The 23,899-nt window shown below is 71.3% G+C and carries 21 protein-coding genes; 11 read left to right on the top strand and 10 right to left on the bottom strand.

The genetic code is table 11. The features are described from left to right. Window positions 1–41: 41 nt before the first annotated feature. The 5 genes from galE to ABZ896_RS07625 all read right to left on the bottom strand — a co-directional run bounded on the left by galE (window position 42) and on the right by ABZ896_RS07625 (window position 5,456). Window positions 42–1,112: a UDP-glucose 4-epimerase GalE gene (galE, locus tag ABZ896_RS07645; RefSeq protein WP_360923477.1), complete on the bottom strand. Its 1,071-nt coding sequence runs from the start codon at window positions 1,110–1,112 to the stop codon at window positions 42–44. 91 nt (window positions 1,113–1,203) lie between these two features. Continuing rightward, window positions 1,204–1,989 (bottom strand): GntR family transcriptional regulator, encoded by a 786-nt coding sequence (locus ABZ896_RS07640; protein ID WP_360923474.1) that lies wholly within the window; start codon window positions 1,987–1,989, stop codon window positions 1,204–1,206. A 26-nt stretch (window positions 1,990–2,015) separates the two neighbouring features. Further along, entirely contained in the window at window positions 2,016–3,893 is a 1,878-nt protein-coding gene (iolD, locus tag ABZ896_RS07635; protein ID WP_360923471.1) for a 3D-(3,5/4)-trihydroxycyclohexane-1,2-dione acylhydrolase (decyclizing), read from the bottom strand. Next, a complete protein-coding gene (locus tag ABZ896_RS07630; RefSeq protein ID WP_360923469.1) occupies window positions 3,893–4,363 on the bottom strand; it encodes a hypothetical protein in 471 nt (156 codons plus the stop codon). Before ABZ896_RS07630 ends, iolD begins: the two co-directional genes overlap by 1 nt. A 112-nt stretch (window positions 4,364–4,475) precedes the next feature. Beyond that, the gene (locus ABZ896_RS07625) at window positions 4,476–5,456 is read right to left on the bottom strand and encodes a PfkB family carbohydrate kinase (RefSeq protein ID WP_360923466.1); all 981 of its coding nucleotides are present in this window, start codon (window positions 5,454–5,456) and stop codon (window positions 4,476–4,478) included. 244 nt (window positions 5,457–5,700) lie between these two features. On the opposite strand from ABZ896_RS07625, the gene ABZ896_RS07620 reads away from it, so the two are divergent. The 6 genes from ABZ896_RS07620 (at window position 5,701) to ABZ896_RS07595 (ending at window position 11,832) form a co-directional block, all read left to right on the top strand. Beyond that, window positions 5,701–6,714: a sugar ABC transporter substrate-binding protein gene (locus ABZ896_RS07620; protein ID WP_360923463.1), complete on the top strand. Its 1,014-nt coding sequence runs from the start codon at window positions 5,701–5,703 to the stop codon at window positions 6,712–6,714. Next, window positions 6,714–7,793, top strand: a complete 1,080-nt coding sequence (locus tag ABZ896_RS07615; protein WP_360923460.1) for an ABC transporter permease — start codon at window positions 6,714–6,716, stop codon at window positions 7,791–7,793. The genes ABZ896_RS07620 and ABZ896_RS07615 overlap by 1 nt, the downstream gene beginning before the upstream one ends. Before the next feature lie 5 nt (window positions 7,794–7,798). Next, window positions 7,799–8,707: an ATP-binding cassette domain-containing protein gene (locus tag ABZ896_RS07610; RefSeq protein WP_360923457.1), complete on the top strand. Its 909-nt coding sequence runs from the start codon at window positions 7,799–7,801 to the stop codon at window positions 8,705–8,707. 1 nt (window position 8,708) lies between these two features. Beyond that, window positions 8,709–9,611 (top strand): sugar phosphate isomerase/epimerase, encoded by a 903-nt coding sequence (locus ABZ896_RS07605; protein WP_360923454.1) that lies wholly within the window; start codon window positions 8,709–8,711, stop codon window positions 9,609–9,611. Between the two features lie 10 nt (window positions 9,612–9,621). Next, window positions 9,622–10,641, top strand: a complete 1,020-nt coding sequence (locus ABZ896_RS07600) for a Gfo/Idh/MocA family oxidoreductase (RefSeq protein WP_360923451.1) — start codon at window positions 9,622–9,624, stop codon at window positions 10,639–10,641. Window positions 10,642–10,842: 201 nt separating this feature from the next. Further along, window positions 10,843–11,832 (top strand): hypothetical protein, encoded by a 990-nt coding sequence (locus ABZ896_RS07595; RefSeq protein ID WP_360923448.1) that lies wholly within the window; start codon window positions 10,843–10,845, stop codon window positions 11,830–11,832. A 25-nt stretch (window positions 11,833–11,857) separates the two neighbouring features. Here the strand turns inward: ABZ896_RS07595 and ABZ896_RS07590 are convergent, their stop codons facing one another. From ABZ896_RS07590 to ABZ896_RS07575, 4 genes are all read right to left on the bottom strand, one after another. Continuing rightward, the gene (locus ABZ896_RS07590) at window positions 11,858–12,874 is read right to left on the bottom strand and encodes a Gfo/Idh/MocA family oxidoreductase (RefSeq protein WP_360923445.1); all 1,017 of its coding nucleotides are present in this window, start codon (window positions 12,872–12,874) and stop codon (window positions 11,858–11,860) included. Next, the gene (locus ABZ896_RS07585) at window positions 12,871–13,875 is read right to left on the bottom strand and encodes a Gfo/Idh/MocA family oxidoreductase (protein ID WP_360923442.1); all 1,005 of its coding nucleotides are present in this window, start codon (window positions 13,873–13,875) and stop codon (window positions 12,871–12,873) included. Before ABZ896_RS07585 ends, ABZ896_RS07590 begins: the two co-directional genes overlap by 4 nt. A 102-nt stretch (window positions 13,876–13,977) precedes the next feature. After that, window positions 13,978–14,754 (bottom strand): SDR family oxidoreductase, encoded by a 777-nt coding sequence (locus ABZ896_RS07580; protein WP_360923439.1) that lies wholly within the window; start codon window positions 14,752–14,754, stop codon window positions 13,978–13,980. 47 nt (window positions 14,755–14,801) lie between these two features. Beyond that, window positions 14,802–15,968, bottom strand: coding sequence for a phytanoyl-CoA dioxygenase family protein (locus ABZ896_RS07575; RefSeq protein WP_360923436.1), 1,167 nt, complete (start codon window positions 15,966–15,968; stop codon window positions 14,802–14,804). Window positions 15,969–16,075: 107 nt separating this feature from the next. On the opposite strand from ABZ896_RS07575, the gene ABZ896_RS07570 reads away from it, so the two are divergent. Next, window positions 16,076–17,095 (top strand): LacI family DNA-binding transcriptional regulator, encoded by a 1,020-nt coding sequence (locus tag ABZ896_RS07570; protein ID WP_360923433.1) that lies wholly within the window; start codon window positions 16,076–16,078, stop codon window positions 17,093–17,095. A 61-nt stretch (window positions 17,096–17,156) separates the two neighbouring features. Here the strand turns inward: ABZ896_RS07570 and ABZ896_RS07565 are convergent, their stop codons facing one another. Beyond that, window positions 17,157–18,611, bottom strand: coding sequence for an arabinofuranosidase catalytic domain-containing protein (locus tag ABZ896_RS07565; protein WP_360923430.1), 1,455 nt, complete (start codon window positions 18,609–18,611; stop codon window positions 17,157–17,159). Between the two features lie 262 nt (window positions 18,612–18,873). Between ABZ896_RS07565 and ABZ896_RS07560 the strand changes: the two genes are divergently transcribed. The 4 genes from ABZ896_RS07560 (at window position 18,874) to ABZ896_RS07545 (ending at window position 23,881) form a co-directional block, all read left to right on the top strand. Further along, on the top strand, window positions 18,874–19,899 hold the full coding sequence (locus tag ABZ896_RS07560; RefSeq protein ID WP_360923427.1) for a LacI family DNA-binding transcriptional regulator: 1,026 nt from the start codon (window positions 18,874–18,876) through the stop codon (window positions 19,897–19,899). Window positions 19,900–20,151: 252 nt separating this feature from the next. Beyond that, window positions 20,152–21,294, top strand: coding sequence for a substrate-binding domain-containing protein (locus tag ABZ896_RS07555; RefSeq protein ID WP_360923424.1), 1,143 nt, complete (start codon window positions 20,152–20,154; stop codon window positions 21,292–21,294). A 2-nt stretch (window positions 21,295–21,296) separates the two neighbouring features. Further along, the gene (locus ABZ896_RS07550; protein WP_360923421.1) at window positions 21,297–22,865 is read left to right on the top strand and encodes a sugar ABC transporter ATP-binding protein; all 1,569 of its coding nucleotides are present in this window, start codon (window positions 21,297–21,299) and stop codon (window positions 22,863–22,865) included. Continuing rightward, on the top strand, window positions 22,862–23,881 hold the full coding sequence (locus tag ABZ896_RS07545; RefSeq protein ID WP_360923418.1) for an ABC transporter permease: 1,020 nt from the start codon (window positions 22,862–22,864) through the stop codon (window positions 23,879–23,881). Before ABZ896_RS07550 ends, ABZ896_RS07545 begins: the two co-directional genes overlap by 4 nt. The last annotated feature ends 18 nt before the right edge of the window (window positions 23,882–23,899 follow it).

The raw sequence follows: 23,899 nt of genomic DNA, 5'->3' as shown, positions 1-23,899 counted from the left end.
GCTGTCGGTCGAGACGGCGTTCGCCCTGTCCTTTCGGTTCCTCAGCACTCCTTGGGTTTGGGCCGCCGGTCCGAACCCGCATAGCCACGTGGATTCAGCCGCTGGAACCGCCAGGCGTCCCGGCACATGTCCGCCAAGGTCAGTGCGGGGCGCCAGCCCCAGGCGCGGGTCACCGCCGTGGCGTCGGCGACGAGTTCCGCGACGTCGCCGGGCCGCCTCGGCGCCATCGCGTACGGCACGGTCCTGCCCGCGGCCTCGGAGAACGCTGCGAGGACCTCGAGGACCGAACTGCCCCTGCCGAGACCGAGGTTGTAGACGTGCATGCCCGGTGCGTCGGTGAGGTGGTCGAGGGCGAGGCGGTGTGCCTCGACCGTGTCCATGACGTGGAGGTAGTCGCGGATCGCGGTCCCGTCACGGGTGGGATAGTCGTCGCCGAAGACGCGCAGGAACTCCTGGTGTCCGGCGGCGACCTGCGCCAGACGGGGCATCAGGTTGTCGGGCGTGCCACGCGGATCCTCGCCGAGCAGCCCGCTCGGGTGGGCCCCGGCCGGGTTGAAGTACCGCAGACACACCACGGTGTACTCGGGCCGACGACGGCAGACGTCGGCCAGGACCTCCTCGCAGAGCCGCTTGGACGCGGCGTAGGGGTTCGCGGGCCTCGGCACGGTGGTCTCGTCGAGGGGGCCCGGGCCCGCCTCGCCGTAGACCGCACAGGAGGAGGAGAACACCAGCCGGTGCACGCCGTGCTCGTGCATGGCACGCAGCAGTGCCGTGGTGCCGCCGACGTTGGTGTCGTAGTACTCGACCGGCCTGCGCAAGGAATCGCTGACCGACTTCAGTGCCGCGAAGTGCACGACGGCGTCCACGTCATGCCGGTCGAAGACCGCCGACAGGGCGCGCCGGTCCCGGATGTCCAGTTCGTACACCGCGCCGACGAACCGCCCCGCGATCCGCTCCACCCGGGTCAGGACCTGGGGTGCGCTGTTGGAGTAGTTGTCGACCACGATCACCTCGTAGCCGTGGTCCAGGAGTTCCACGCAGGCGTGACTGCCGATGAAACCGGCCCCGCCGGTGACGAGGACGGTCGATGGGACAGGGTCGTTCCGTGCCATGGCAGAACGCTCCGGCGCGTACGGTACGGCGTATGTTTACGTCGTATATACGACTGTGCGTCCTGCCCGGGCCCGCGTCAAGCCGTGTCCGTCAAGGCCGTACCAGCAACTGGAAGTCGAAGGCGTACCGCGACGCTCGGTAGATGTGGGTGCCGTATTCGACGGGGCGGCCTGTGTCGTCGTATGCCGTGCGTTGCATCGTGAGGACTGCTGCGCCCTCGTGTTCGTCGAGGCGGGTGGCTTCCTCTGGGGTGGCGGAGCGGGCGCCGATGGACTGGTGGGCGCTGTGGAGGGTGATGCCGGCCGTGCGGAGCAGGCGGTAGAGGCCGGTGGATTCGAGGCGGGTGCTGTCGAGGTCGAGGAGGTGTGCGGGGAGGTAGTTGCAGAGCAGGGCGACCGGCTGGCCGTGGGTCAGGCGCAGGCGCTCCAGCAGCACGACCTCGGTGCCCTCCGCCACGGCGAGGGCCGCGGCCACATCCGTCGGCGCCGGAACCGGCTCGTTGCGGACGACCCGGGTCTGCGGGCCCTGTCCGGCCGCCTCCAGGTCGTCGTAGAGGCTGCTGAGTTCCAGGGGGCGCTTGACCTGGCTGTGCACCACCTGTGTGCCCACCCCGCGGCGGCGGACCAGGAGGCCCTTCTCGACCAGGGTCTGGATGGCCTGGCGGACTGTCGGGCGGGAAAGGCCCAGGCGTACGGAGAGGTCGATCTCGTTGCCCAGGAGGTTGCCCGGGGCGAGCGCCCCGTGCTCGATCGCCGCCTCCAGCTGCCGGGCGAGCTGGTAGTAGAGCGGGACCGGGCTGCCCCGGTCCAGGGCGAAGTCCAGCGAGTCGAGCGCGGGGGCGGACGCGGCACGTGCGGTGTCGCGGGTCTTCGCCATGGACGTACCTCCCTCGGGGGCGGATGTCAGAGGTGGGTGCGGCGGGCGGCCACCTCGCGGTCGTACTCCTCGCGCGCCCGCAGGGCCGCCTCCCGGGACGCGGTCTCGGCCACCGGCACGTCCCACCAGGCCTCGACCGGGGGCGCGGTCAAGGTCGCCGTGTCCGTCTCGACGTAGACGCAGGTCGGACGGTCCGAGGCGCGGGCCTGGGCCAGAGCCTCGCGCAGCTCCCGTACGGTCTTGGCGCGCAGTACGTCCATGCCGAGGCTCGCCGCGTTGGCGGCCAGGTCGACCGGGAGCGGGGCGCCGGAGAACGTGCCGTCGGCGGCGCGGTAGCGGTAGGCCGTGCCGAACCGCTCGCCGCCCACCGACTCGGACAGGCCGCCGATCGAGGCGTAACCGTGGTTCTGGATCAGGACCAGGTTGATCGGGAGGCCCTCCTGGACCGCGGTGACGATCTCCGTCGGCATCATCAGATACGTCCCGTCGCCGACCAGCGCCCACACCGGGGTGTCGGGGGTCGCCTGCTGGACGCCGATCGCGGCCGGGATCTCGTAGCCCATGCAGGAGTAGCCGTACTCCAGGTGGTACTGGCGCGGGCCGCGGGTCCGCCAGAGCTTGTGCAGGTCGCCGGGGAGGGAGCCGGCCGCGTTGATGATCACGTCGGACTCGTCGACGACCGCCTCCAGCGCACCCAGGAGCTGGGTCTGGGTGGGGACGGCGTTCTCGTCGTCGACCCGGTAGGACTCCTCGACGACCGCGTCCCACTGCTCCTGGCCGAAGGTGTACTCGGCGATGTACGACGGCTCCGCAAGGTGGCCGGACAGCGCCTCCGTGAGAGCCGAGAGCCCGGCCCGCGCGTCGCAGACCAGGGTCCGGGCCGCCAGCTTGTGCGCGTCGAAAGCGGTGATGTTGAGGTTCACGAAGCGGACGTCCGGGTGCTGGAAGAGCGTGCCGGACGCGGTGGTGAAGTCCGTGTACCGGGTGCCGACGCCGATCACCAGGTCCGCCGAGCGCGCGATGTCGTCGCTGACCGCCGTGCCCGTGTGGCCGATGCCGCCGAGGTCGCAGGGGTGGTCGTGGCGCAGCGAGCCCTTGCCGGCCTGGGTGGAGGCGACCGGGATGCCGGTGGCCTCCACCAGCGTCTTCAGCGCCTCCTCGGCCTCGCTGTGGTGGACGCCGCCGCCCGCGACGATCAGCGGACGCCGGGCGGCCCGGATCGCCGCGGCCGCCTCCGCCAGCTCCACCGGGTCGGGCGCGGGACGCCGTACCCGCCACACGCGCTCGGCGAAGAACTCCTCCGGCCAGTCGTACGCCTCCGCCTGGACGTCCTGCGGCAGGGCGAGGGTGACGGCGCCGGTCTCGGCCGGGTCGGCGAGGATCCGCATCGCCTGGAGGGCGGACGGGATCAGGGCCTCGGGGCGGTGGATGCGGTCGAAGTAGCGGGAGACCGGGCGCAGGGTGTCGTTGACCGAGACGTCGGCCTCCGTCGGGTGCTCCAGCTGCTGCAGGAGCGGGTCGGCGGCACGGGTGGCGAAGTAGTCGCCGGGCAGGAGCAGGACCGGCAGGCGGTTGATGGTGGCGAGGGCCGCGCCGGTGACGAGGTTCGTGGCGCCGGGGCCGATCGACGTCGTGACGGCCTGCGCGGAGAGCCGGTTGAGCTGGCGGGCGTGGCCGACCGCCGCGTGCACCATCGCCTGCTCGTTGCGGCCCTGGTGGAACGGCATCGCGTCCTCGCCGGCCTCCAGGAGGGCCTGGCCCAGCCCCGCGACGTTGCCGTGGCCGAAGATGCCCCAGGTCCCGGCGATCAGCCGGTGCCGGACGCCGTCCCGCTCGGTGTACTGGACGGACAGGAACCGCACCAGGGCCTGGGCGACGGTGAGGCGGCGGGTGGGGGTGCTCATCAGGACTTCTCCGGGGCCGTGTAGAGGGGGAGGCGGGGGTGGGGCGGCCGATGGGGCCGAGGGGCGCGGATCTGCGTGCGATCGGGGTGGTCGGGGTGGTCGGGGGTCGGTCGGGCTCGCCCGGGCGGCGGGGCGGCCGTTATGTCGAGGAGGGGCGGGTGGTGGCCAGGCAGGGGTGTGGACGGCCCGTGCCGACTGTCGGGAGCGGAGGGCCGGCCGCCACCCGGGGTGCCGAGGTCGTCGACCTGGCGGGATCGGTTTCCGACGGCGCGCTGTGCCAGGCGTACGGCGGAGGGTTCCGGGCGTACGGCGGAGGCGGGGGCGTGAGCTGCGGGCAGCCGTGGGGCGGGGCGCGTGCCGGTGAGGGCGGGGTGCGTGCCGGTGAGGGTGAGTCGTGGGGCGGGGTGCGCGCCGGTGAGGGGGAACCGTCCGCCGTCGCGTGCCCTTCCCGCAGGGAGGGGGCGGGTCATCGAGTGCCTCCGGGGAGCACGTGGGCGGCGGTCGGGTGGGCCGCCTCCTCCACACTGCTCCGGGTCACGGAGAGCGGCGACCGGCGAAGCGACGACGTCAGCGGGGTGCGGGTCACGGACGGGTCCTGTTCGGGGAGGGGACGTCGGCCGCCTGCGTGGGCAGCGCGGAGGCGGCACCGGCCGCGGCGGCGTACCGCACGATCCTCTCCAGCTCCCAGCCGGACAGCAGGCCGTGGCAGAGCCGACCACCGAAGGAATCGCCGGCGCCGAGACCGTCACCTCCGGCGAGGCTTTCGCTCTCGCTGGAGCCCTCGCTGAAGCTCTCGCGGAGGCCCTCGCCCGAGCCGAGTTCGCAGCCGACGCCGACGCCGCCAGAGTCGCTCGCGCCAGACCCGTCGACCCCCTCCGCCGCGTCCACCCCCACCTCGGCGACCGTGCCGTCGCGGTGCGCCGCGAGCACGCCCCGGCCCTGGCGGCCCAGCCGCACCACCGCCACCTCCACACCCGCCGCCAGCAGCGCCTCGGCGCAGGCGTGGGCCCCACGGGCCCCAGTGACGGCCTCGCACGCGTCGAGGTGGCCGACGGCGACCGTCGCGTGCCGCAGGGCCTCGGCGTAGTAGGGGCGGGCCTCGTCCGAGGACAGGGGATGCTGCGGATGCCGGTCGAGGTCGAGGACGGTCGTACGCGCCCTGTCGCGGGCCTTGAGCGCGGCGAGGGTCGCCGAGCGGCACGGCTCCCCGCTCAGACCCGTGCCGGCGATCCACAGGATCCGGGCCGCGCGGATGGCGAAGTAGTCCAGGTCGTCGGTGTGGAAGCCCAGGTCGGGGGCCTCGCTCACCCAGCGGCTGTCGACGCCGGACGCCGTGAGGGTGTCGTGGAGATATGCGGCGAAGGAGTCGCCCGCGGTGCGGGTGATGACCGCGCTGGAACGGCCCAGCCGGGCCGCCGCGAGCGCGACGTGCGCCACCGAACCGCCCGGCAGCCGCTCAAGGGGATCCACCTGCTGCAGGGGCCCGTCCGACTGCATAAGGTGGAGATCAACTCCGATCCTGCCCATAGTGATCAGATCGAAGGGCTGGGCTGATACGGCCATGCGCAACGCTCCTCGAACTGGACGGGGGAGGCGGCTCCAGGGGGCGCCGCCTCCCAGGTGTAGGACGCGGAGGGTGACCCTGTCAATACTTTGTACTTACATTCGGACCTTGATGTGAAATGATGTCTTAACAAAGTATTGACAGCGCGCCCGCCACGGGATTGGATCCCGTCCCAACGCAACTGCCGTGATTTCGCCCCCTTTCCCGACGTTCTCCCCGTCGCACAGTGAGGTGCAAGGAAAGATGGACCGCTCTTCTCTCTCCCGCAGAATCGCTCCCGCCGTGGCCCTGGCCGCGGCCGCAGCGCTGACCCTTGCGGGTTGCTCCAGCAGCTCGGGTGGCAAGAAGGCCGAGGAGAGCGCGGACGGCGCCTCCGCGGGCAAGGCCACCACCCCGCGCATGACCATCGCGCTGGTCACCCACCAGTCCCCCGGCGACACGTTCTGGGACATCGTCCGCAAGGGCGCCCAGGCCGCCGCCGACAAGGACAACGTCAAGCTGATCTACTCCGCCGACCCGAGCGCGGCCGCCCAGTCCAACCTGGTGCAGAACGCGATCGACCAGAAGGTCGACGGCATCGCGGTCACCCTCGCCAAGCCGGACGCCCTCAAGGACGTCATCGCCAAGGCCAAGGCCGCGAACATACCGGTGGTCGGCCTCAACTCCGGTGTCAGCGAGTGGAAGAAGCTCGGCCTGCTGGAGTTCTTCGGCCAGGACGAGACGGTGGCCGGTGAGGGCCTCGGCAACAAGCTGAACACCCTCGGCTCCAAGAAGGCCGTCTGTGTCATCCAGGAGCAGGGCAACATCGGCCTGGAGCAGCGCTGCGCCGGTGTGAAGAAGACGTACGGCGGTTCCGTCGAGAACCTCTACGTCAACGGCACCGACATGCCGTCCGTGAAGTCGACGATCACCGCCAAGCTCAAGCAGGACTCCTCGATCGACCGCGTCATCACGCTCGGCGCCCCGATCGCGCTGACCGCCGCGCAGTCCGTCTCGGAGTCCGGCGCCAAGGCCAAGGTCGACACCTTCGACCTCAACAAGGACCTGACCGGCGCCATCAGCAAGGGCACCGTCGAACTCGCGGTCGACCAGCAGCCGTACCTCCAGGGCTACCTGTCGATCGACTCCCTGTGGCTGTACAAGACCAACGGCAACTACATGGGCGGCGGCGAGCAGCCGGTGCTCACCGGCCCGGCCTTCGTGGACAAGTCCAACGTCGAGGCGGTCGCCAAGTTCGCCTCGAAGGGCACCAGGTGATGAGCATGACCCAGCACGCCGAGCCGGCGGTGTCCGCACCGCCGGCCTCCGGCCCGGGCCGCGAGACCGACGGTCGGACCGCCGAACGCCCGCTCGCCCTGCGGCTGTTGGCCCGCCCCGACGTCGGTGTCTTCCTGGGCGCCATGGCGGTGTGGGTGTTCTTCCTGATCACCGCGCCCCCGGTCCGCGACGGCGGCTCGATGGCGAACATCCTGTACCAGTCGTCCACCATCGGCCTGATGGCCCTGCCGGTCGCGCTGCTGATGATCGGCGGCGAGTTCGACCTGTCGTCCGGTGTCGCCGTGATCTCCTCGGCGCTGACCGCGGCCATGCTCAGCTACCAGCTCACCCTGAACGTCTGGGCGGGCGTGATCGTCGCGCTGATCGTGTCGCTGGCGATCGGCTTCCTCAACGGCTGGCTGGTGGTCAAGACCGGCCTGCCCAGCTTCCTGATCACCCTGGGCACGTTCCTGATCCTGCAGGGCGTGAACCTGGCGGTCACCAAGCTGGTCACCGGCAACGTCGCCACCGACGACGTCAGCGACATGGACGGCTTCGCCGGCGCCAAGAAGGTCTTCGCCTCCTCCTTCGAGGTCGGCGGCGTCCAGATCAAGATCACCATCGTGTACTGGCTGGTCTTCGCCGCGCTCGCCACCTGGGTCCTGCTGCGCACCAAGTACGGCAACTGGATCTTCGCCGTCGGCGGCAACAAGGACTCCGCGCGCGCCGTCGGCGTCCCGGTGACCTTCACCAAGATCTCGCTGTTCATGCTGGTCGGCCTCGGCGCCTGGTTCGTGGGCATGCACAACCTGTTCTCCTTCAACACCGTGCAGTCCGGCGAGGGCGTGGGCCAGGAGCTCATCTACATCTCCGCGGCCGTCATCGGCGGCTGTCTGCTCACCGGCGGTGCCGGCTCGGCGATCGGCCCGGTCTTCGGGGCGTTCATGTTCGGCATGGTGCAGCAGGGCATCGTCTACGCCGGCTGGAACCCGGACTGGTTCAAGGCCTTCCTCGGCGTGATGCTGCTCGGCGCCGTCCTGATCAATCTGTGGGTCAGCCGTACGGCGACCCGGAGGTGACCCCCATGACAGACACCAACGAAGGCACCCACGGCGCCATCCTCGCCGACGAGCCCCCCGCCGACGGCGACGGAGTGATCGTCGAACTGCGCGACGCGGGCAAGTCCTACGGCAACATCCGCGCCCTGCACGGCGTGAGCCTCCAGGTCCGCCCCAGCCAGGTCACCTGCGTCCTGGGCGACAACGGCGCCGGCAAGTCCACCCTCATCAAGATCATCTCCGGGCTGCACCAGCACACCGAGGGCGAGTTCCTCGTCGACGGCGCCCCGGTGCGCTTCTCCACCCCGCGCGAGGCGCTCGACAAGGGCATCGCCACGGTCTACCAGGACCTCGCGGTCGTCCCGCTGATGCCGGTGTGGCGCAACTTCTTCCTCGGTTCCGAGATGACGAAGGGTCCCTGGCCCTTCAGGCGGCTCGACATCGAGGGGATGAAGAAGACCGCGGACGAGGAACTGCGGAACATGGGCATCGTCCTGGACAACCTGGACCAGCCCATCGGCACCCTCTCCGGCGGCCAGCGCCAGTGCGTGGCGATCGCCCGCGCCGTCTACTTCGGCGCCCGCGTCCTCATCCTGGACGAGCCCACCGCCGCGCTCGGCGTCAAGCAGTCCGGTGTGGTGCTGAAGTACGTCGCCGCCGCCCGCGACCGCGGACTCGGCGTCATCTTCATCACCCACAACCCGCACCACGCCTACATGGTCGGCGACCACTTCAGCGTGCTGCGTCTGGGCACCATGGAACTCTCCGCCTCGCGTGACCGGATCACGCTGGAGGAGCTGACCAACCACATGGCGGGCGGTGCCGAACTCGCGGCCCTCAAGCACGAGTTGTCGCAGGTCCGGGGTGTCGACACCGAGGCCCTGCCGGAGGAGGAAGAGCTCACGGTGGCGGCGCCCGGTGAGGGGAAGGCCTGACATGGCCGCCGCCCTGGACCGCATCCGGGTCGGATCGGCGCCCGACTCCTGGGGCGTCTGGTTCCCCGACGACCCGGCGCAGGTTCCGTGGGAACGCTTCCTGGACGAGGTCGCCGAGGCCGGTTACGCGTGGATCGAGCTGGGTCCGTACGGCTATCTGCCGACCGACCCGGCCCGGCTCACCGACGAGATCGCCCGGCGCGATCTCAGGGTGTCCGCGGGCACGGTCTTCACCGGCCTGCACCGCGGCCCCGCCGTCTGGGAGTCCACCTGGGAGCACGTCAGCCAGGTCGCCGCGCTCACCCAGGCCATGGGCGCGCGGCACCTGGTGGTCATCCCCTCCTTCTGGCGGGACGACAAGACCGCCGAGATCCTGGAGCCCCCGGAGCTGAGCCACGAGCAGTGGGCCCACCTCACCAAGGGCATGGAGCGCCTCGGGCACGAGGTCAAGGAGGCGTACGGGCTCGACATCGTCGTCCATCCGCACGCCGACACCCATATCGACACCGAGGACCACGTCGAGCGGTTCCTCGACTCGACGGACTCCGAACTCGTCAACCTCTGCCTGGACACCGGGCATTACGCCTACTGCGGCGGGGACAGCGTCAAGCTCATCGAGACCTACGGCGAGCGCATCGGCTATCTCCACCTCAAGCAGGTCGACCCGGCGGTCCTCGCGGACGTCGTCGCGAACGAGGTCCCCTTCGGACCGGCCGTCCAGCGCGGGGTGATGTGCGAACCACCGTCCGGCGTACCGGAGTTGGAGCCGGTGCTGGTGGCCGCACAGCGGCTCGGCGTGGAGCTGTTCGCCATCGTCGAGCAGGACATGTACCCCTGCGAGCCGGACCGGCCCCTGCCGATCGCGGTGCGCACCCGCAACTTCCTGAGGTCCTGCGGCGCTTGAGAGGATGACCATGACCGGGCGAGGCACCCTGGGCATCGCCGTCGTCGGCACCGGCAAGATGGGTGCCGACCATGTCCGCCGAATCCACGAGACCGTCAGCGGCGCCCGGGTGAGCGCCGTCGTCGACGTCGACGCGGAACGCGCGAAGCAGATCGCCGCCCGCGTCGACGGCTGCACCGCGTACACCGATCCTGCCTCCGCGATGGGGTCGGCCGACGTCGACGCCGTACTGATCGCCTCCCCGGGGCCCGCCCACGAGGCGGCCCTGCTCCAGGCCTTCGAGCACGGCCTTCCGGTGCTCTGCGAGAAGCCGCTCACCCCGGACGCGGCCTCCGCGCTGCGGGTGTTGGAGGCGGAGGTGCGGCTCGGGCGGCGGCGGGTGCAGGTCGGCTTCATGCGGCGCTACGACGCCGAGTACGCGAAGCTCAAGTCCCTGCTGGGGACCGGCCAGTTGGGGCGGCCGCTCATGCTGCACAACCGGCACCGCAACGTCGCGAGCCCGCCCTTCTTCACCAGCTCCATGCTGATCAGCGACTCCGTGGCCCACGAGGCCGACGTGACCCGCTGGCTGCTGGGGCAGGAGATCACCGCGGTCACCGTGCTGCGCCCGCGGCCCTCGGCGAACGCCCCCGAAGACCTCCAGGACCCGCAGTTCGTCGTCTTCGAGACCGACGGCGGCGCGCTCTCGGATGTGGAGATCTTCGTCAACTGCGGCTTCGGGTACCAGGTCCAGGCGGAGGCGGTCTGCGAACGCGGCACCGCGCGCATCGGCGACGGGCACGCCATGGTCACGAACATGGCCGGCCGTTGGGGAGGCACCATCTCCCAGGACTTCGTCGACCGCTTCGCCGACGCCTACGACCGCGAGATCCAGTCCTGGGTCGACGCGACCCGCCGGGGCGAGGTGACCGGGCCGAGCGTGTGGGACGGGTACGCGGCGGCCGCGGTGTGCGAGGCGGGGGTGCGGTCGTTGGAGGACGGCGGGCGGGTGACGGTGGAGCTGGTGGAGCGGCCGGCACTTTACGACTGACCTGAGCTTCGCAAGTGACCGTGGAGCGACCTGAGTTGCCCGAGTGACCTCCCCGAGTGGCCCGACGGCCGTCTGTCCCGGCTTCCGCCCGAAGTTCCCCCGTGCTCGCTACGTACCCCGCGAACCGCCCGAGCGGCGGGCCCCCTTGTGCCACCATGGCGCGGTTCCGGCCCGCCGACGGGGGCCGGCTAGGGGGTGCGTATGGGGCTCGTACGACTGCTGCTGCCGTTGCCGCGCGCGGCGGCCCGGCTGGTACCGGAGCGGGGCGGAGCGCTGCTCGGTGCCAGCCTGCTGCACTGTGTCACACCCTCGTGGGTGGCGTTACGGCCTCCCACGGCCGCCCGCCGCCTGGCATGGGCGGAGGAGGCGGTGGCCGTGTACAGCACGGGGTCCGACAAGGACGCCGACGGTCTGAGCCGCGCCCTCGCCCTGCGCTCCTACGCCCTCCTGCTGTCCGAGCGCTACGCCGAGGCCGGTGAGGCGGCCGACGCCTCCCTCGCCGTACCGGACGCGCGACCGTCCTCCGCGCTGACCGCGTTCACCGTGCATCTGCGGGCGCAGGCGCTGGCGGGCGCGGGGCGGATCGACGAAGCGATCATCGCGGCCGGGGAGTGCGTGGAGCTGTACCGGCAAAGCCCCGCCCCCGAACGCCGGGAGCGCGCGCTCGGCAACCTCCCGGCAGCGCTGCGTACTTACGGGCTGGTGCTCGGCGTGGGCGGCCGTACGCAGGAGTCCGTCGCCGTGTACGAGGAGTGCGCCGCGCTCCTGGCCGCCATGTCCCTGCGGGAGTTGGCGCACGTCGAGCTGGTCCGCCCGCGGGTACTGGCCGAACTGGTCGGCGGACTCAGGGTGTTGGAGCGGTACGAGGACGCGCTGGGCCTGGGCTCCGAGGCCAGGGAGGCGCTGCGCGGGCCCATAGCCTGGTCCGTGCCCGGGATCGTACTGCCGCTCAGGGTACGGCTGTTGGTGGACCTCGCCCACTGCCACCGCGCCACCGGCGACCCGGTCGAGGCGCGCGCCTGCGCCGAGGAGGCGGTCGGCGACGCCCGCAAGCTCCCGACGGGCAGCGGGCTGCCGGAAGCCCTGGACTGTCTCGCCGGGATATTCGGCGAACTCGGCGATTCTGAAAGGGAGTCGACCCTACGGCGCGAACTCGCCGACCTCGACATGGTCGGCGGGGCCGCACCGTAGCAGCCGTAGCAGGCGTAACAAACGCCTAGCGGACCGACCGCGGCCGCGGTTCGAACCCGGCCGCTCGGTAGCACGCGTCGATCAGTGTCATCGTCGTCAGCGCGTCGTCCCCGTCCAGTGGTAGCGGCGCGCCCCCGCGGATCCGGTCCGCGAACGCCTCCAGCTGGTAGGTGTATGACGAGCGGGTGCCGAGGCGCTCCTCGCGCTCGCCGTCCGGAGTCCGCACCACCACCCGGTCGTCCCGGTGCGGGAGGACGAAGTTCGGTGCGTACGCCTCGCCGCGGGAGCCGGTGATCCGGCAGCTCATCTCCAGCCGGTCGTACGCCATGTGGCAGCGCGCGGACCCGGTCGCACCGCTGGGGAAGGCGAGGTCGGCGTCCAGCCACTCGTCGACCCCCGGGGCGGCCGCGCGCTCCCCGCCCCGGGCGGAGACCAGCCGGGGCGCGCCGCCCGCCCAGGGCGCCAGCATGCGCACAGCGTGCAGGCTGTAGCAGCCGAGGTCCATCACGGCGCCGCCCGCGAGCGGCAGCGACCAGCGCGGGTCGGTGTCGGCGGGCGCCTGGATCGCGACCAGCGTCTCGACGTGCCGCAGCTCGCCGATCTCGCCGCTCTCCAGGATCTCGTGCAGCCGCCTGGTGACCGGGTGGAAGAGGTAGTGGAAGCCCTCCATGAAGACCGTCCCGGCCTTCGCCGCGGCCTCCCGGACCTCGACCGCCTCCTCGGCGTTGCTCGCCGACGGCTTCTCCGTGAGGACGTGCTTGCCCGCGGCGAGGGCGGCGAGGTTCCACGGCCCGTGCAGACCGTTGGCGAGCGGGTTGTAGACGGCCTCCACCTCGGGGTCGGCGATCAGCTCCGCGTAGGAGCCCAGCACCCGTTCCACGCCGTGCGCGGCGGCGAACTCCTCGGCGCGCGAGCGGTCGCGGGCGGCCACCGCGACCACGCGGTGGCCGAGCGAGCGGGCCGGGCCGATCAGCGCGGCCTCGGTGATGCGTGCGGCTCCGAGTACGCCGATGCGCAGCGGCTCCCGGCCCTGATCGGTCATGCTTCCCGGACCTCCTGGATCGTGACGGGGCGGTGCTCGTGCAGGGACAGTGTGCACGCCTCGGCGATCCAGCCCGCCTCCAGGGCGTCCGCGACCGTGCACGGCGAGGGCCGGGTGCCCGCGACGACCTCGGTGAACGCGGTCAGCTCGGCGCGGTAGGCGGCGGTGAAGCGGTCCATGAAGAAGTCGTGCGGGGTGCCCGCCGGGAAGGTCACGCCCGGCTCGACGGAGCGCAGCGGCAGCTTGTCCTCCAGGCCCACGGCGATGGAGTCGGCGAAGCCGTGGATCTCCATGCGGACGTCGTAACCCCGCGCGTTGTGGCGGGAGTTGGAGACCACCGCGATGGTGCCGTCGTCCAGGGTGAGGATCGCGCCGGTGGTGTCGGCGTCGCCCGCGTCCTTGATGTAGTCGGCACCCCGGTTGCCGCCGACGGCGTACACCTCGACGACCTCGCGGCCGGTCACCCAGCGGATGATGTCGAAGTCGTGCACCGAGCAGTCCCGGAAGATGCCCCCGGAGGCGGCCACGTACGCGGCCGGCGGCGGCGCCGGGTCCAGGGTGGTCGAGCGCACGGTGTGCAGCTTGCCCAGCTCACCGCTCTGCACGGCGGCGCGCGCGTTGACGAAACCGGTGTCGAAGCGGCGGTTGTAGCCGATCTGGATCGGCACCGAGCTGCCCTCGATGGCCTTGAGGACCTTGACGCCCTCGCTCATGTGCTTGGCGACGGGCTTCTCGCAGAAGACGGGGATGCCCGCCTCGACACCGGCCAGGATCAGCCCGGGGTGGGCGTCGGTCGCCGCCGCGACGACGATGCCGTCCACACCGGCCGCCAGCAGCGCCTCGGGCGAGTCCACGACCTCGCCGCCGAACTTCTCGGCGGCCGACTTGGCGGCGTCCGCGAACGGGTCGGTGAGCACGAGCGACTCGACCGCGTCGAGTCCGGAGAGGGTCTCGGCGTGGAAGGCGCCGATGCGGCCGAGGCCGAGGATTCCGATACGCATGGGGTGACTCCTTGAGACGGGGTGCGCCCGAAGGGGCGCGGGGAACTGCGCGACCAGCCACAGGGGCGCCGCAGCCGACAAACGACAAACCGTGGCAAATCCTTAGTCGAGACCCCCCAGTACGTTCTGGTCCCAGTCGATCACGGAACCCGTGACCACGCCCGACCGGTCGGACAGCAGGAAGACCACGAAGTCGGCGATCTCGTCGGGCTGGCCGAGCTTGCCCATCGGCAGCCGCGCGGCGGCCTCCTCGCGCCAGTCGTCCCCGGCACCGTGGAAGGCCTTCTGGGTGGCGTCCTCGCCCTCGGTGGCGGTCCAGCCGATGTTGAGGCCGTTGATCCGGACCCGGTCGAAGCGGTGCGCGTGCGCCGCGTTGCGGGTCAGGCCGATGAGACCGGCCTTGGCGGAGACGTACGGCGCGAGGAAGGGCTGTCCGCCGTGCGCCGAGGAGGTGATGATGTTGACGATCGTGCCGGGCGCCCCCCGGCCCACCATGTCCGCGACGGCGGCCTGCATGGCGAAGAACGGCGCCTTGAGGTTGATCGCGATGTGCTGGTCGAACAGTTCGGGCGTGGTGTCGAGGAGGGTGCCCCGGGAGGTGAGCCCGGCGGAGTTCACCAGGCAGTCGATCCGGCCGTACGCCTCCACGACCCGGGTCACCGAGGATCCGGCCTGCTCGGCGTCGGCCAGGTCGGCGCGGACGAACAGCGCCTTGCCGCCGGCCGCCTCCAGCTCGGCCACCAGTGCCGCGCCCGGTTCCGGGCGCCGGCCGGTCACGGCGACGACCGCGCCCTCGCGGACGGCGGCCCGGGCGATGGCGGCGCCGACGCCCTGGCTGCCGCCGTTGACGAGGACGACCTTGTCGTCGAGAAGTCCCATGGATGTGCAGTCCTTTCCGCTGGTACGCCGACTCGGCACACGCCGACTCAGCTGGTGCGCCGGTCCGCGGCCGCCCGCAGCCGGTCCCGCAGGACCCTGGGGAGCAGCCCCTCGGCGAGGGCCTGGCGTACGACGTCCGCCTGGGAGGGCGGGGCGAGGCCGTCGACCGGCGGGTCGCTGTCGAGGTTGGTGGGGAAGGGGTAGCCCTCGGCGCTCGCGGCGATCACGTTCTCCAGCCACTCCTCGGAGAAGCCGTCCGCCTTGCGCCGCAGCAGCACCGGGTAGACCGCGTTGGCCACGGCCTCCCGGTCCACGGTCTCCATGGCGCGTCCGAAGGCGGAGGACACCTGGAGCAGGTTGGCCGTGCGCCGCACGTCGGTGGTGCGGTTGGTGCCGGCCGCGTGGAACAGCGCGGGGTTGAAGAAGGCCGCGTCGCCCTTGGCGAGCGGGAGCTGGACGTGGTGCTCCTTGAAGTACGCCTGGAACTCCGGCCGCCGCCAGGCGAGGTAGCCGGGCACGTACGCCTGCGAGAAGGGCAGGTACAGCGTCGGGCCCGACTCCTCCGGCATGTCGCAGTGCGCGACCGCGCCCTGGAGGGTGAGGACGGGGGAGAGCCGGTGCACGTGGCGCGGGTAGGCGGCCGCGGTCTCGTCGGAGAGGAAGCCGAGGTGGTAGTCGCGGTGCACGGTCTGCGCGAGGCCGCCCGGGTTGACCACGTTGACCTGCGAGGTCACCTGGTAGCCGGGGCCGAGCCAGGCCTCGGAGACCAGGGCGAGGACCGGGTTGGCGTAGTAGTCGGCGAAGGCCGAGGGGTCGTAGAGGGCCGCCTTCTCCAGCGCGTTCCACACCCGCTCGTTGGCGCCGGGCTTGGCGAAGTGGTCACCGGCCGTCGTACCCGCCGCGTACTGCTCGCGGATCAGCGAGTCGAACACCTGGGTGGCCCGGTCGACCACCGCGTGGTCGGGGAACGCGCCCCGGAAGACCACCACACCGGGCCCGTCGGTCAGGGCCCGCACCAGCTCCTCCTGGACGTCCCGGCGGTCCTTCGCGGCGAGGACCCGCTCGGTGTCGTACAGCAGGACGTTCCGCTCCACGGCGGACGCGTGCGGGTACTCGGCGGGATCGGCCGTCCGCTCGACGAGGGCGCGGAACGAGTCGAGGTCGCAGTCCTGCGCGGACAGCCAGGCACGGTGTTGTACGGCGGTGAAGGACATCGGCGTCCTCTCGGTGACAGGGGCGACTCAGCGCTGTCATTCTTGTCATGACAAAGGCGTCGAACAACCAGCAGGCGGCCATCAAAAACCCCTCAAGGAGCAGTCAGGTGGGACACCCGTTCCCGATCCGGGAAATCGCACGTCAGGCGGGCCTCAGCGAGGCCACCGTCGACCGGGTCCTGAACGGCCGCGGCGGGGTCCGGGAGAGCACAGCGCGCGAGGTCCAGCAGGCGATCGCCGACCTGGACCGGCAGCGCACCCAGGTCCGGCTGGTCGGCCGCACCTTCATGATCGACATCGTGATGCAGACGCCGGAACGCTTCTCCACGGCCGTGCGCGCCGCCCTGGAGGCCGAGCTGCCCGCCCTGCACCCCGCCGTCGTGCGCTCCCGTTTCCACTTCCGGGAGACCGGACCGGTCGAGGAGCTGACCCGCACTCTGGACCGGATCGCCAGGCGCGGCTCCCAGGGCGTGATCCTCAAGGCGCCGGACGTCCCCGAGGTCACCGCCGCGGTCGGCCGGCTCGCGGAGGCGGGCATCCCGGTCGTCACCCTGGTGACCGACCTGCCCTCCACCGCCCGGCTCGCCTATGTCGGCATCGACAACCGGGCCGCCGGCGCGACGGCGGCGTACCTGATGGGGCAGTGGCTGGGGGACCGGCCCGGCAATGTGCTGACCAGCCTCAGCAGCGGGTTCTTCCGCAACGAGGAGGAGCGGGAGATGGGCTTCCGCGGCGCCATGCGCACCCGGCACCCCGAGCGCGCGGTCGTCGAGATCGCCGAGGGACAGGGGCTGGACGCCACCCAGTACGACCTCGTCCGGGCCGCGCTGGAGCGGGACCCGGAGATCCGCGCGGTCTACTCCATCGGCGGCGGCAATATCGCCACACTGCGGGCCTTCGCGGACCTGGACCGCGAGTGCGCGGTGTTCGTGGCGCACGACCTGGACCACGACAACGACCGGCTGTTGCGCGAGCACCGGCTGTCCGCCGTGCTCCACCACGACCTCAGGCAGGACATGCGCGAGGCCTGCCACATCGTGATGCGGGCGCACGGCGCGCTGCCGCCCGCCGGTCCTACGACGCCGTCGGCGATCCAGGTGGTCACGCCGTACAACATGCCGTACTGAAGGCCGAGTTGCTGGTGGCCTGCCGACAACGGGGTCGGCAGGCCGGTGGGGTGACACAGGGTCAGGTCGTGATGTCCCACTGCTGGCAGGTGTTGTCGAGCTGCGCCCACTCGCGGACCACGGTCCCGTTGGTCGTACCGCAGTTCTTCACGTCCAGCGCCTCTCCGTTGCCGACGTTGGTGATCGTGTAGTGACTGCCGACCTGGGTGACGTCCCACTCCTGGCAGACGTTGCCCAGCGCGGCCCACAGATCGATGGCGGCGCCGTTGTACGCCTTGCAGTTCACGGTGTCGAGGACGGTCCCGCTGTTGACGTTGGTCAGGGTGTAGTGGCCGTTGCCCGCACTGGTGAACTTCCACTGCTGGCAGGTGTTGCCGAGCGAGGCCCACTGGTCGATCGAAGTGCCGTTCGCCGTACCGCAGTTGACCGCGTCGAGGACCTTTCCGCTGTTGACGTTGGTCAGGTGGTACGCGGTGCCGGTGACCGGGAAGGTCGCGGTGGGCGTGGTGTAGCCGACCGAAGTGACGTTGGCCTGTACGGCGTTGTCGGTGGCGTCGCTCGGGTAGCCCGAGGTCATGACGCCCTCGAAGAAGGAGCCGTCCGACCCGTTGCTGTTGTCGCCGCCGGTACCGAGGACGATGGCGCCCTCCTTCTGCATCGGGGCGTATCCGCTGGTGGTCGGCAGTGCCCCGTCGTAGAACGTACTCAGCGATCCCGACTGGGCGTTGCCGCCCTTGAGGGCATAGGTCGTCGTGCCGTTGTTCTTCTCCATGGCCGTGACGTACTCGCTGGAGATACCGGTGTTGCCGGAGTAGGCGCCGTTGGCCCCGAAGAACAGGCCGTTCTCCAGGTCCGCCTCGACCCACGGCCCGGTCCCGGTGCAGGTGAACCAGCACTCCGTACCGAAGTTGAGGGCGTCCATGTGGCCGTTGCCGGTGTCGTCGCCGGAGGTCTCGGCGTTGCCGTAGTCGAAGCAGCAGCGGTTGTTGACGTGGTGGCCGCTGGTCACCATGTAGGTGCCCTCCGGCTGGCTGCCGGTGGCGATGCCCGTGGTGCTGTTGTCGCGGTAGCCGACGCCCGCGGAGACCCAGACGCCGTAGACGTGGTGGCCGCCGGCCGTGACCGGCAGGGCGGTCGCGATCGCGCCGACGTCCTGGCCGCCGTTGCCGCCGGGCCCCTCGATGGTCAGGTCGTTGTGGTTCGCGCTCTGGTCGTAGATCTTGGTGATGACGCAGGTCGTGCCGGAGCAGAAGGAGTCCTGCGCCGCCGCGTTGGCGTAGCCGCCCGCGGTGAGCGTGCCGATGTCGGTGGTGGCGGAGTCCGAGGCGCGTTTCACCTGGTAGAGCGCGCCGCTGTAGGAGGCGTAGAGCGCCCGGGTGGTGCTGTGCGCCGCGGCGCACGGGGTCCCGGCGGCGGCGTAGATGTCGCAGGGCAGCGACGAGGCGGCCTGGGCGGCGCCGGCCGTGCCGACCACCGCGGCCAGGATGCCGGCGAGCAGGGTGAGGACGGCGCCCACGGCGAGTGGGAGCCCCCTCGGATGTCTACGTATCACTGTGAACCTCTTCCGAGCGGGGGGAGGAAATGTGAGCGCTCACACTGTGCGTCGGCATGCCGACGATGATCGTCCGCCGTCGCGGCCCTGACTGTTGTACGGCTCGGCGGCAGGCCGGTCAACACGGTGGGACGGTCAAGGAATTGTTTGCGATCTGTAGAGAACGGCTTGCCTTGTCCCCTCGAAATGTGTGCGTTAACAATTTCTCCATCGGAAGGGGTGAACCATGGATCGCCTGCCAGTGATGGCGGATGTGGCCCGACGGGCGGGTGTCTCGCACCAGACCGTCTCGCGGGTCCTCAACGACCACCCGAACGTGAAGCCCGCCACCCGGGACCGCGTTCTCGCCGCCGTCCGCGAGCTCGGCTACCGCCCCAACGCCGCGGCCCGCAACCTGGTGACCCGGCGCACCCGCACCCTGGGTGTGATCAGCTTCAACACCACGCTGTACGGCCCGGCCTCGATGCTCTACGGCATCGAACAGGCGGCCAGACAGCACGAGTACTTCGTCACGGTGGCCGCCCTCGACGCCCTGGACCGGCGTTCGGTCCTGGACGCCGTGGACCGGCTCCGGGACCAGGGCGTCGAGGGGATCATCGTGGTCGCCCCGCAGAACACGGCCGTCGCCGCGCTGGCGAACGTACCGCCGGACGTGGCCCTGGTCGCGGTCGGCTGCGGCACGCACACCACGCTGCCCTCGGTCGCCGTGGACAACGAGGCCGGTGCCGAGCAGGCCACCGCCTACCTGCTGGACCTCGGCCACCGCACCGTGCACCACCTGGTCGGGCCGCGCTCCTGGCTCGACGCGCAGGAGCGCGAGTCGGGCTGGCGGCGCGCCCTGGAGAAGCGGGGCGCGCCGGTGCCCGAGCCGCTGGTCGCCGGCGACTGGACGGCCCGTACCGGATTCGAGCACGGCCGGCGGATCGCGTCCGACCCCGACGTCACCGCCGTGTTCTGCGCCAACGACCACATGGCGCTCGGTCTGCTGCGGGCCCTTCAGCAGGCCGGGCACCGGGTGCCCGAGGACATCAGTGTCATCGGCTTCGACGACATCCCCGAGGCGGAGTACTTCGGTCCGCCGCTGACGACCGTCCGCCAGGACTTCGACGAACTCGGCCGGCGCGCCCTGCGCGCGCTGATCGGGATCATCGGCGACCCGGCGACGGCCACCCCGGCGCCCGCCGAGACGCCGTACGCCACCATCCAGCCCAGCCTGGTCGTCCGGGCCTCGGCAGCCCGGCCCCGGGCCTGACCTCTCCGTACGACGAACACGGCCGGTCGGCGCCTCGCGTCCGCCTCCGGTCGATGACACGGCCACCGCCTGACCCGGCCCCCACCGGCGGTCCGACGAGCGGCTGACGGTTCGCCATGCGCCAAGCCCGGCACGCCCTTTGTGCACCGACAGCCCGAACTCACCTTCACCGTCCACCACTTGCACACCCGTGCGTCCCGACACCGGTCGGGCACGCCTCCGTCCGCCCTGCCTGAAAGGCGCTGATCCCTCATGTTCGGAACGAAACGAGCCCGCACGGTGGCCGTCGCGGGCACGGTACTCATCGCGCTCACGGCCGTCGGCTGCTCCAAGAACTCCACCGGCTCCGACGCGGGCTCCAGTTCGGCGGGTTCCAGTGCGGCACCGGTCGCGCTCGCCGGGTCGGTCACCTTCAACCAGAAGAACCTCGCCAAGCTCGACGCGGCCCTGAAGTCGGCGCTGGCCGGCAAGGACCTCTCCAAGGTCGACATCGCGATGGTCGTGAACGTGGCCGCCGACTACTGGAAGGCGGGCCAGGTCGGCTTCCTCAAGGGCTGCTCCGACCTCGGCCTCGCGAAGAGCAAGTGCACCTACTTCGCGCCGCCCAACGGCAAGTTGACGGAGCAGAACTCCGAGCTGGAGACCCTGCGTTCGCAGGGCATCACCGGCTACTCGATCTCGGCGATCGACCCGACCTCGGCCGCCGGGACCATCCACACCGACGTCCAGAAGGGCATCGACGTCCTCGCGATCGACTCCCCGCTGCCCGGCACCGACGCCGCCTCGCTCTACCTGGGCACCCCGAACTACACCGCGGGCTTCCAGGCCGGCACCGCGATGAAGCAGGTGCTGGACGGCAAGGGCAAGGTGGCCATCCTGGTCGGCTCGCTCACCGCCTCCAACGCCACGCAGCGGATCGCCGGCTTCGAGGCCGCGCTCAAGGGCACGAAGATCACGGTCGCGCAGAAGGTCAACGACAACCTCCAGGCCAGCACGGCGACTTCGGACGCCGAGACCATCCTGGCCAACAACCCGGACGTCAACGGCCTCTACGGCGTCTACTCCTACGACGGCCCCGCGCTGGCCCAGGCGGTGACCTCGGCGGGCAAGACGGCCTCGGTGCACATCGTCTCCGACGACTCCGACGCCCAGACGCTGAAGTTCATCCAGTCCGGCGTCATCTCCGGCACGGTCGTGCAGATGCCGTACGCCCAGGGCTACACCGGGGCGTACCTCCTGGCCGCGGAGAAGGTGCTGGGCAAGGCCGCCACGATGGCGATCGTCAAGCCCTATCTGGAGAAGGACGGTTCGACGCTCAACTCGGGCGTGGGCCTGGTCACCAAGTCCGACCTGAGCGCCTACCAGTCGCTCCAGTCGCAGCTCGGGATCGGCTGAGCATGACGGGCACACCGAACGCCCCCGGCCGCGCGGTCACCGCGCGGCTGCGGGGGGTGCACAAGTCCTACGGTCCCGTCCGCGTCCTCGACCTGCCCGAACTCGACCTCTACGCCGGGCAGGTGGTCGGCGTCGTCGGCGAGAACGGGGCCGGGAAGTCCACCCTGATGGGCACGCTCGCCGGGTCGGTCCACCGGGACGCCGGCGAGATCCTGATCGGCGGCGAGCCGCTGGCCGCCGGATCCACCGAGGCGGCCGGGCAGCTCGGAGTCGCCATGGTCTCCCAGGAGTTCCCCCTCGTCGGCCAGCTCTCGGTGGCGGAGAACCTCCTGCTGGGCCGCCGGCCGCGGCAGTCGAAGCGGCGGTTCCTGGTGGACGGCGCGTCCCAACGGGCCGAGGCGGAGGCCATGTTGGCGGAGATCGGCCTGTCCGCCGCGACGATCCCGGTGAGCCGGGAGGTGCGCACCCTTCCGGTGCCGACCCGGCAGATGATCGAGATCGCCAAGGCCTGGGGCCGCGAGCCCAAGCTGCTGATCCTGGACGAGCCGACCTCCTCGCTGGGCCCCGTCGAGGCCGCGATGGTGCTGGGCCTGGCCCGCCGGCTCGCCGAGGGCGGCGGCACGGTGCTGTTCATCGGCCACCGCCTCGACGAGGTGCGGGAGATCAGCGACCGCGTCCTGGTCCTGCGCAACGGCAGGCTGGTGGCCGACCTCGAACCGGCCGAGGCCACCGAGGAACGGCTGATCCGGGAGATGGTCGGCGGCGAGGTCGCCCAGGGCGACCCCAAGGCGCCACCGGCCACGAGCCCGGTCCTGCTGCAGGCCGAGGAACTGACCGCGGACGGGCTCGGCCCGGTCGACCTGGAGGTGCGCGAGGGCGAGATCCTCGGCGTCGCCGGGCTGATGGGCTCGGGGCGCAGCCGTCTGGTCCACACGATCGCCGGCGCGCAGCCCTCGACGGGCGGCCGGATGCGGCTGGGCGGCGGGTCCTACCGGCCGCGCGGCGCGGGCGACGGCGTGGCGGCCGGGATCGCGCTCATCCCGGAGGACCGCAAGGAACAGTCGCTGGTCCTGTTCGCCTCCATCCGGTCGAACGTCGTCCTCTCGGTGCTCAGACGGATCAGCCGCCGGGGTCTGCTCGGACCGGGACGGGAGCGCGCCGAGGCACGGAAGATCACCGAGAACGTCAACGTGCGCATGCAGTCGGTGGAACAGCCCATCGGCTCGCTCTCCGGCGGCAACCAGCAACGCGCCATCTTCGGCCGGGCGTTCGCCGCCCGGCCGCGGCTCCTGCTGCTCGACGAACCGACCCGCGGGGTGGACGTGGGCGCGAAGGCGGAGATCTACCAGCTGATCGACCGGGCGGCCCAGGAAGGCATGGGTGTCGTCGTCGCCTCCTCCGAACTGGAGGAACTGCTGTGGATCTGCCACCGCATCGCCGTGATGAACCACGGCCGGGTCGCCACGGTCATCGACCGGGCCGACGCCACCAAGGAACGGATCATGACGGCCGCGGCCGGCACCGCCTCCCTCGACCACCACCACGACGTGACGAACGGAGCCACAGCATGAGCGCGCAGAGCACGCTCGCCCCGAACGAGGTCGCCCCGCCGCCCCGTTCGGCCGCGTCCACCCTCGCCCGCAGGCTCGCCGCCTCCCCGGAGGCCGGCGTGATCATCGCCTGTGTGCTGGTGTTCGCGGGGATCGCCGCCAACGCGGAGACCTACACCGCGGTGGGCAACCTCCAGGTGATGGGCCGGGACCTCTCCCAGGTCGGCATCCTCGCGATCGGCGAGTCCCTGGTCATCCTCACCGGCGGCATCGACCTGTCGGTGGGCGCGCTGGCGGGCCTCGCCGGCATCCTGGCCGCCTGGCTGAATGTCAACGAGGGGCTGCCCGCGCCCCTCGCGATCGTGATCACGCTGGTGATCTGCGGCGCGGTCGGCCTGTGGCACGGCGCCATGGTCACCCGCCTGAACGTGCCGCCCTTCGTGATCACCCTGGTCACCTACACCGTCGCCCAGGGCACCGCCCTCGCGATCACCAGCGGCTCGCCCATCAACAACCTCGACCCGCTGTTCAGCAACCTCAGCCAGTACTACATCGGCCAGGTGCCGGTCCCCGCACTGTTCTTCGTCGGCGCCGCGGTCATCGCCTGGTTCGTCCTCGAACGCACCTACGTGGGCCGCCAGATTTACGCGGTCGGCGGCAACAAGGAGGCCGCCCGGCTGGCCGGCATCCCGACCGCCCGCCGGATCACCTCCACCTACATCGCCAGCTCGGCGCTGGCCGGCCTGGTCGGCATCCTGGTGATCGGCCGTATGAACGTCGCCGACCCCTCGGTCGGCGCGGGCTGGGAGCTGACCGCGATCGCCGCCGCGGTGGTCGGCGGGATGTCGCTGTCCGGGGGAGAGGGCCGGATCGCGGGTATCGCGGCGGGCGCGATCCTGCTGGAGTTCATCACCAACGGCCTGCTCGCGCTCAAGGTCAGCCCCTACGACCAGCAGGTCGTCCAGGGCGCGGTCCTCGGCGTCGCCATCCTCCTCGACCGGGCGCGGGCCCGCTACTTCGGCAGAAGCCGGAGTTAGCGGTCCGGTGTCGGACGC

Source organism: Streptomyces sp. NPDC047072, from assembly GCF_040643855.1.
Taxonomy (GTDB): Bacteria; Actinomycetota; Actinomycetes; order Streptomycetales; family Streptomycetaceae; genus Streptomyces.
The sequence above is the reverse complement of the archived record's forward strand: the minus strand, read 5'-3'. Positions and strand labels throughout refer to the sequence as shown.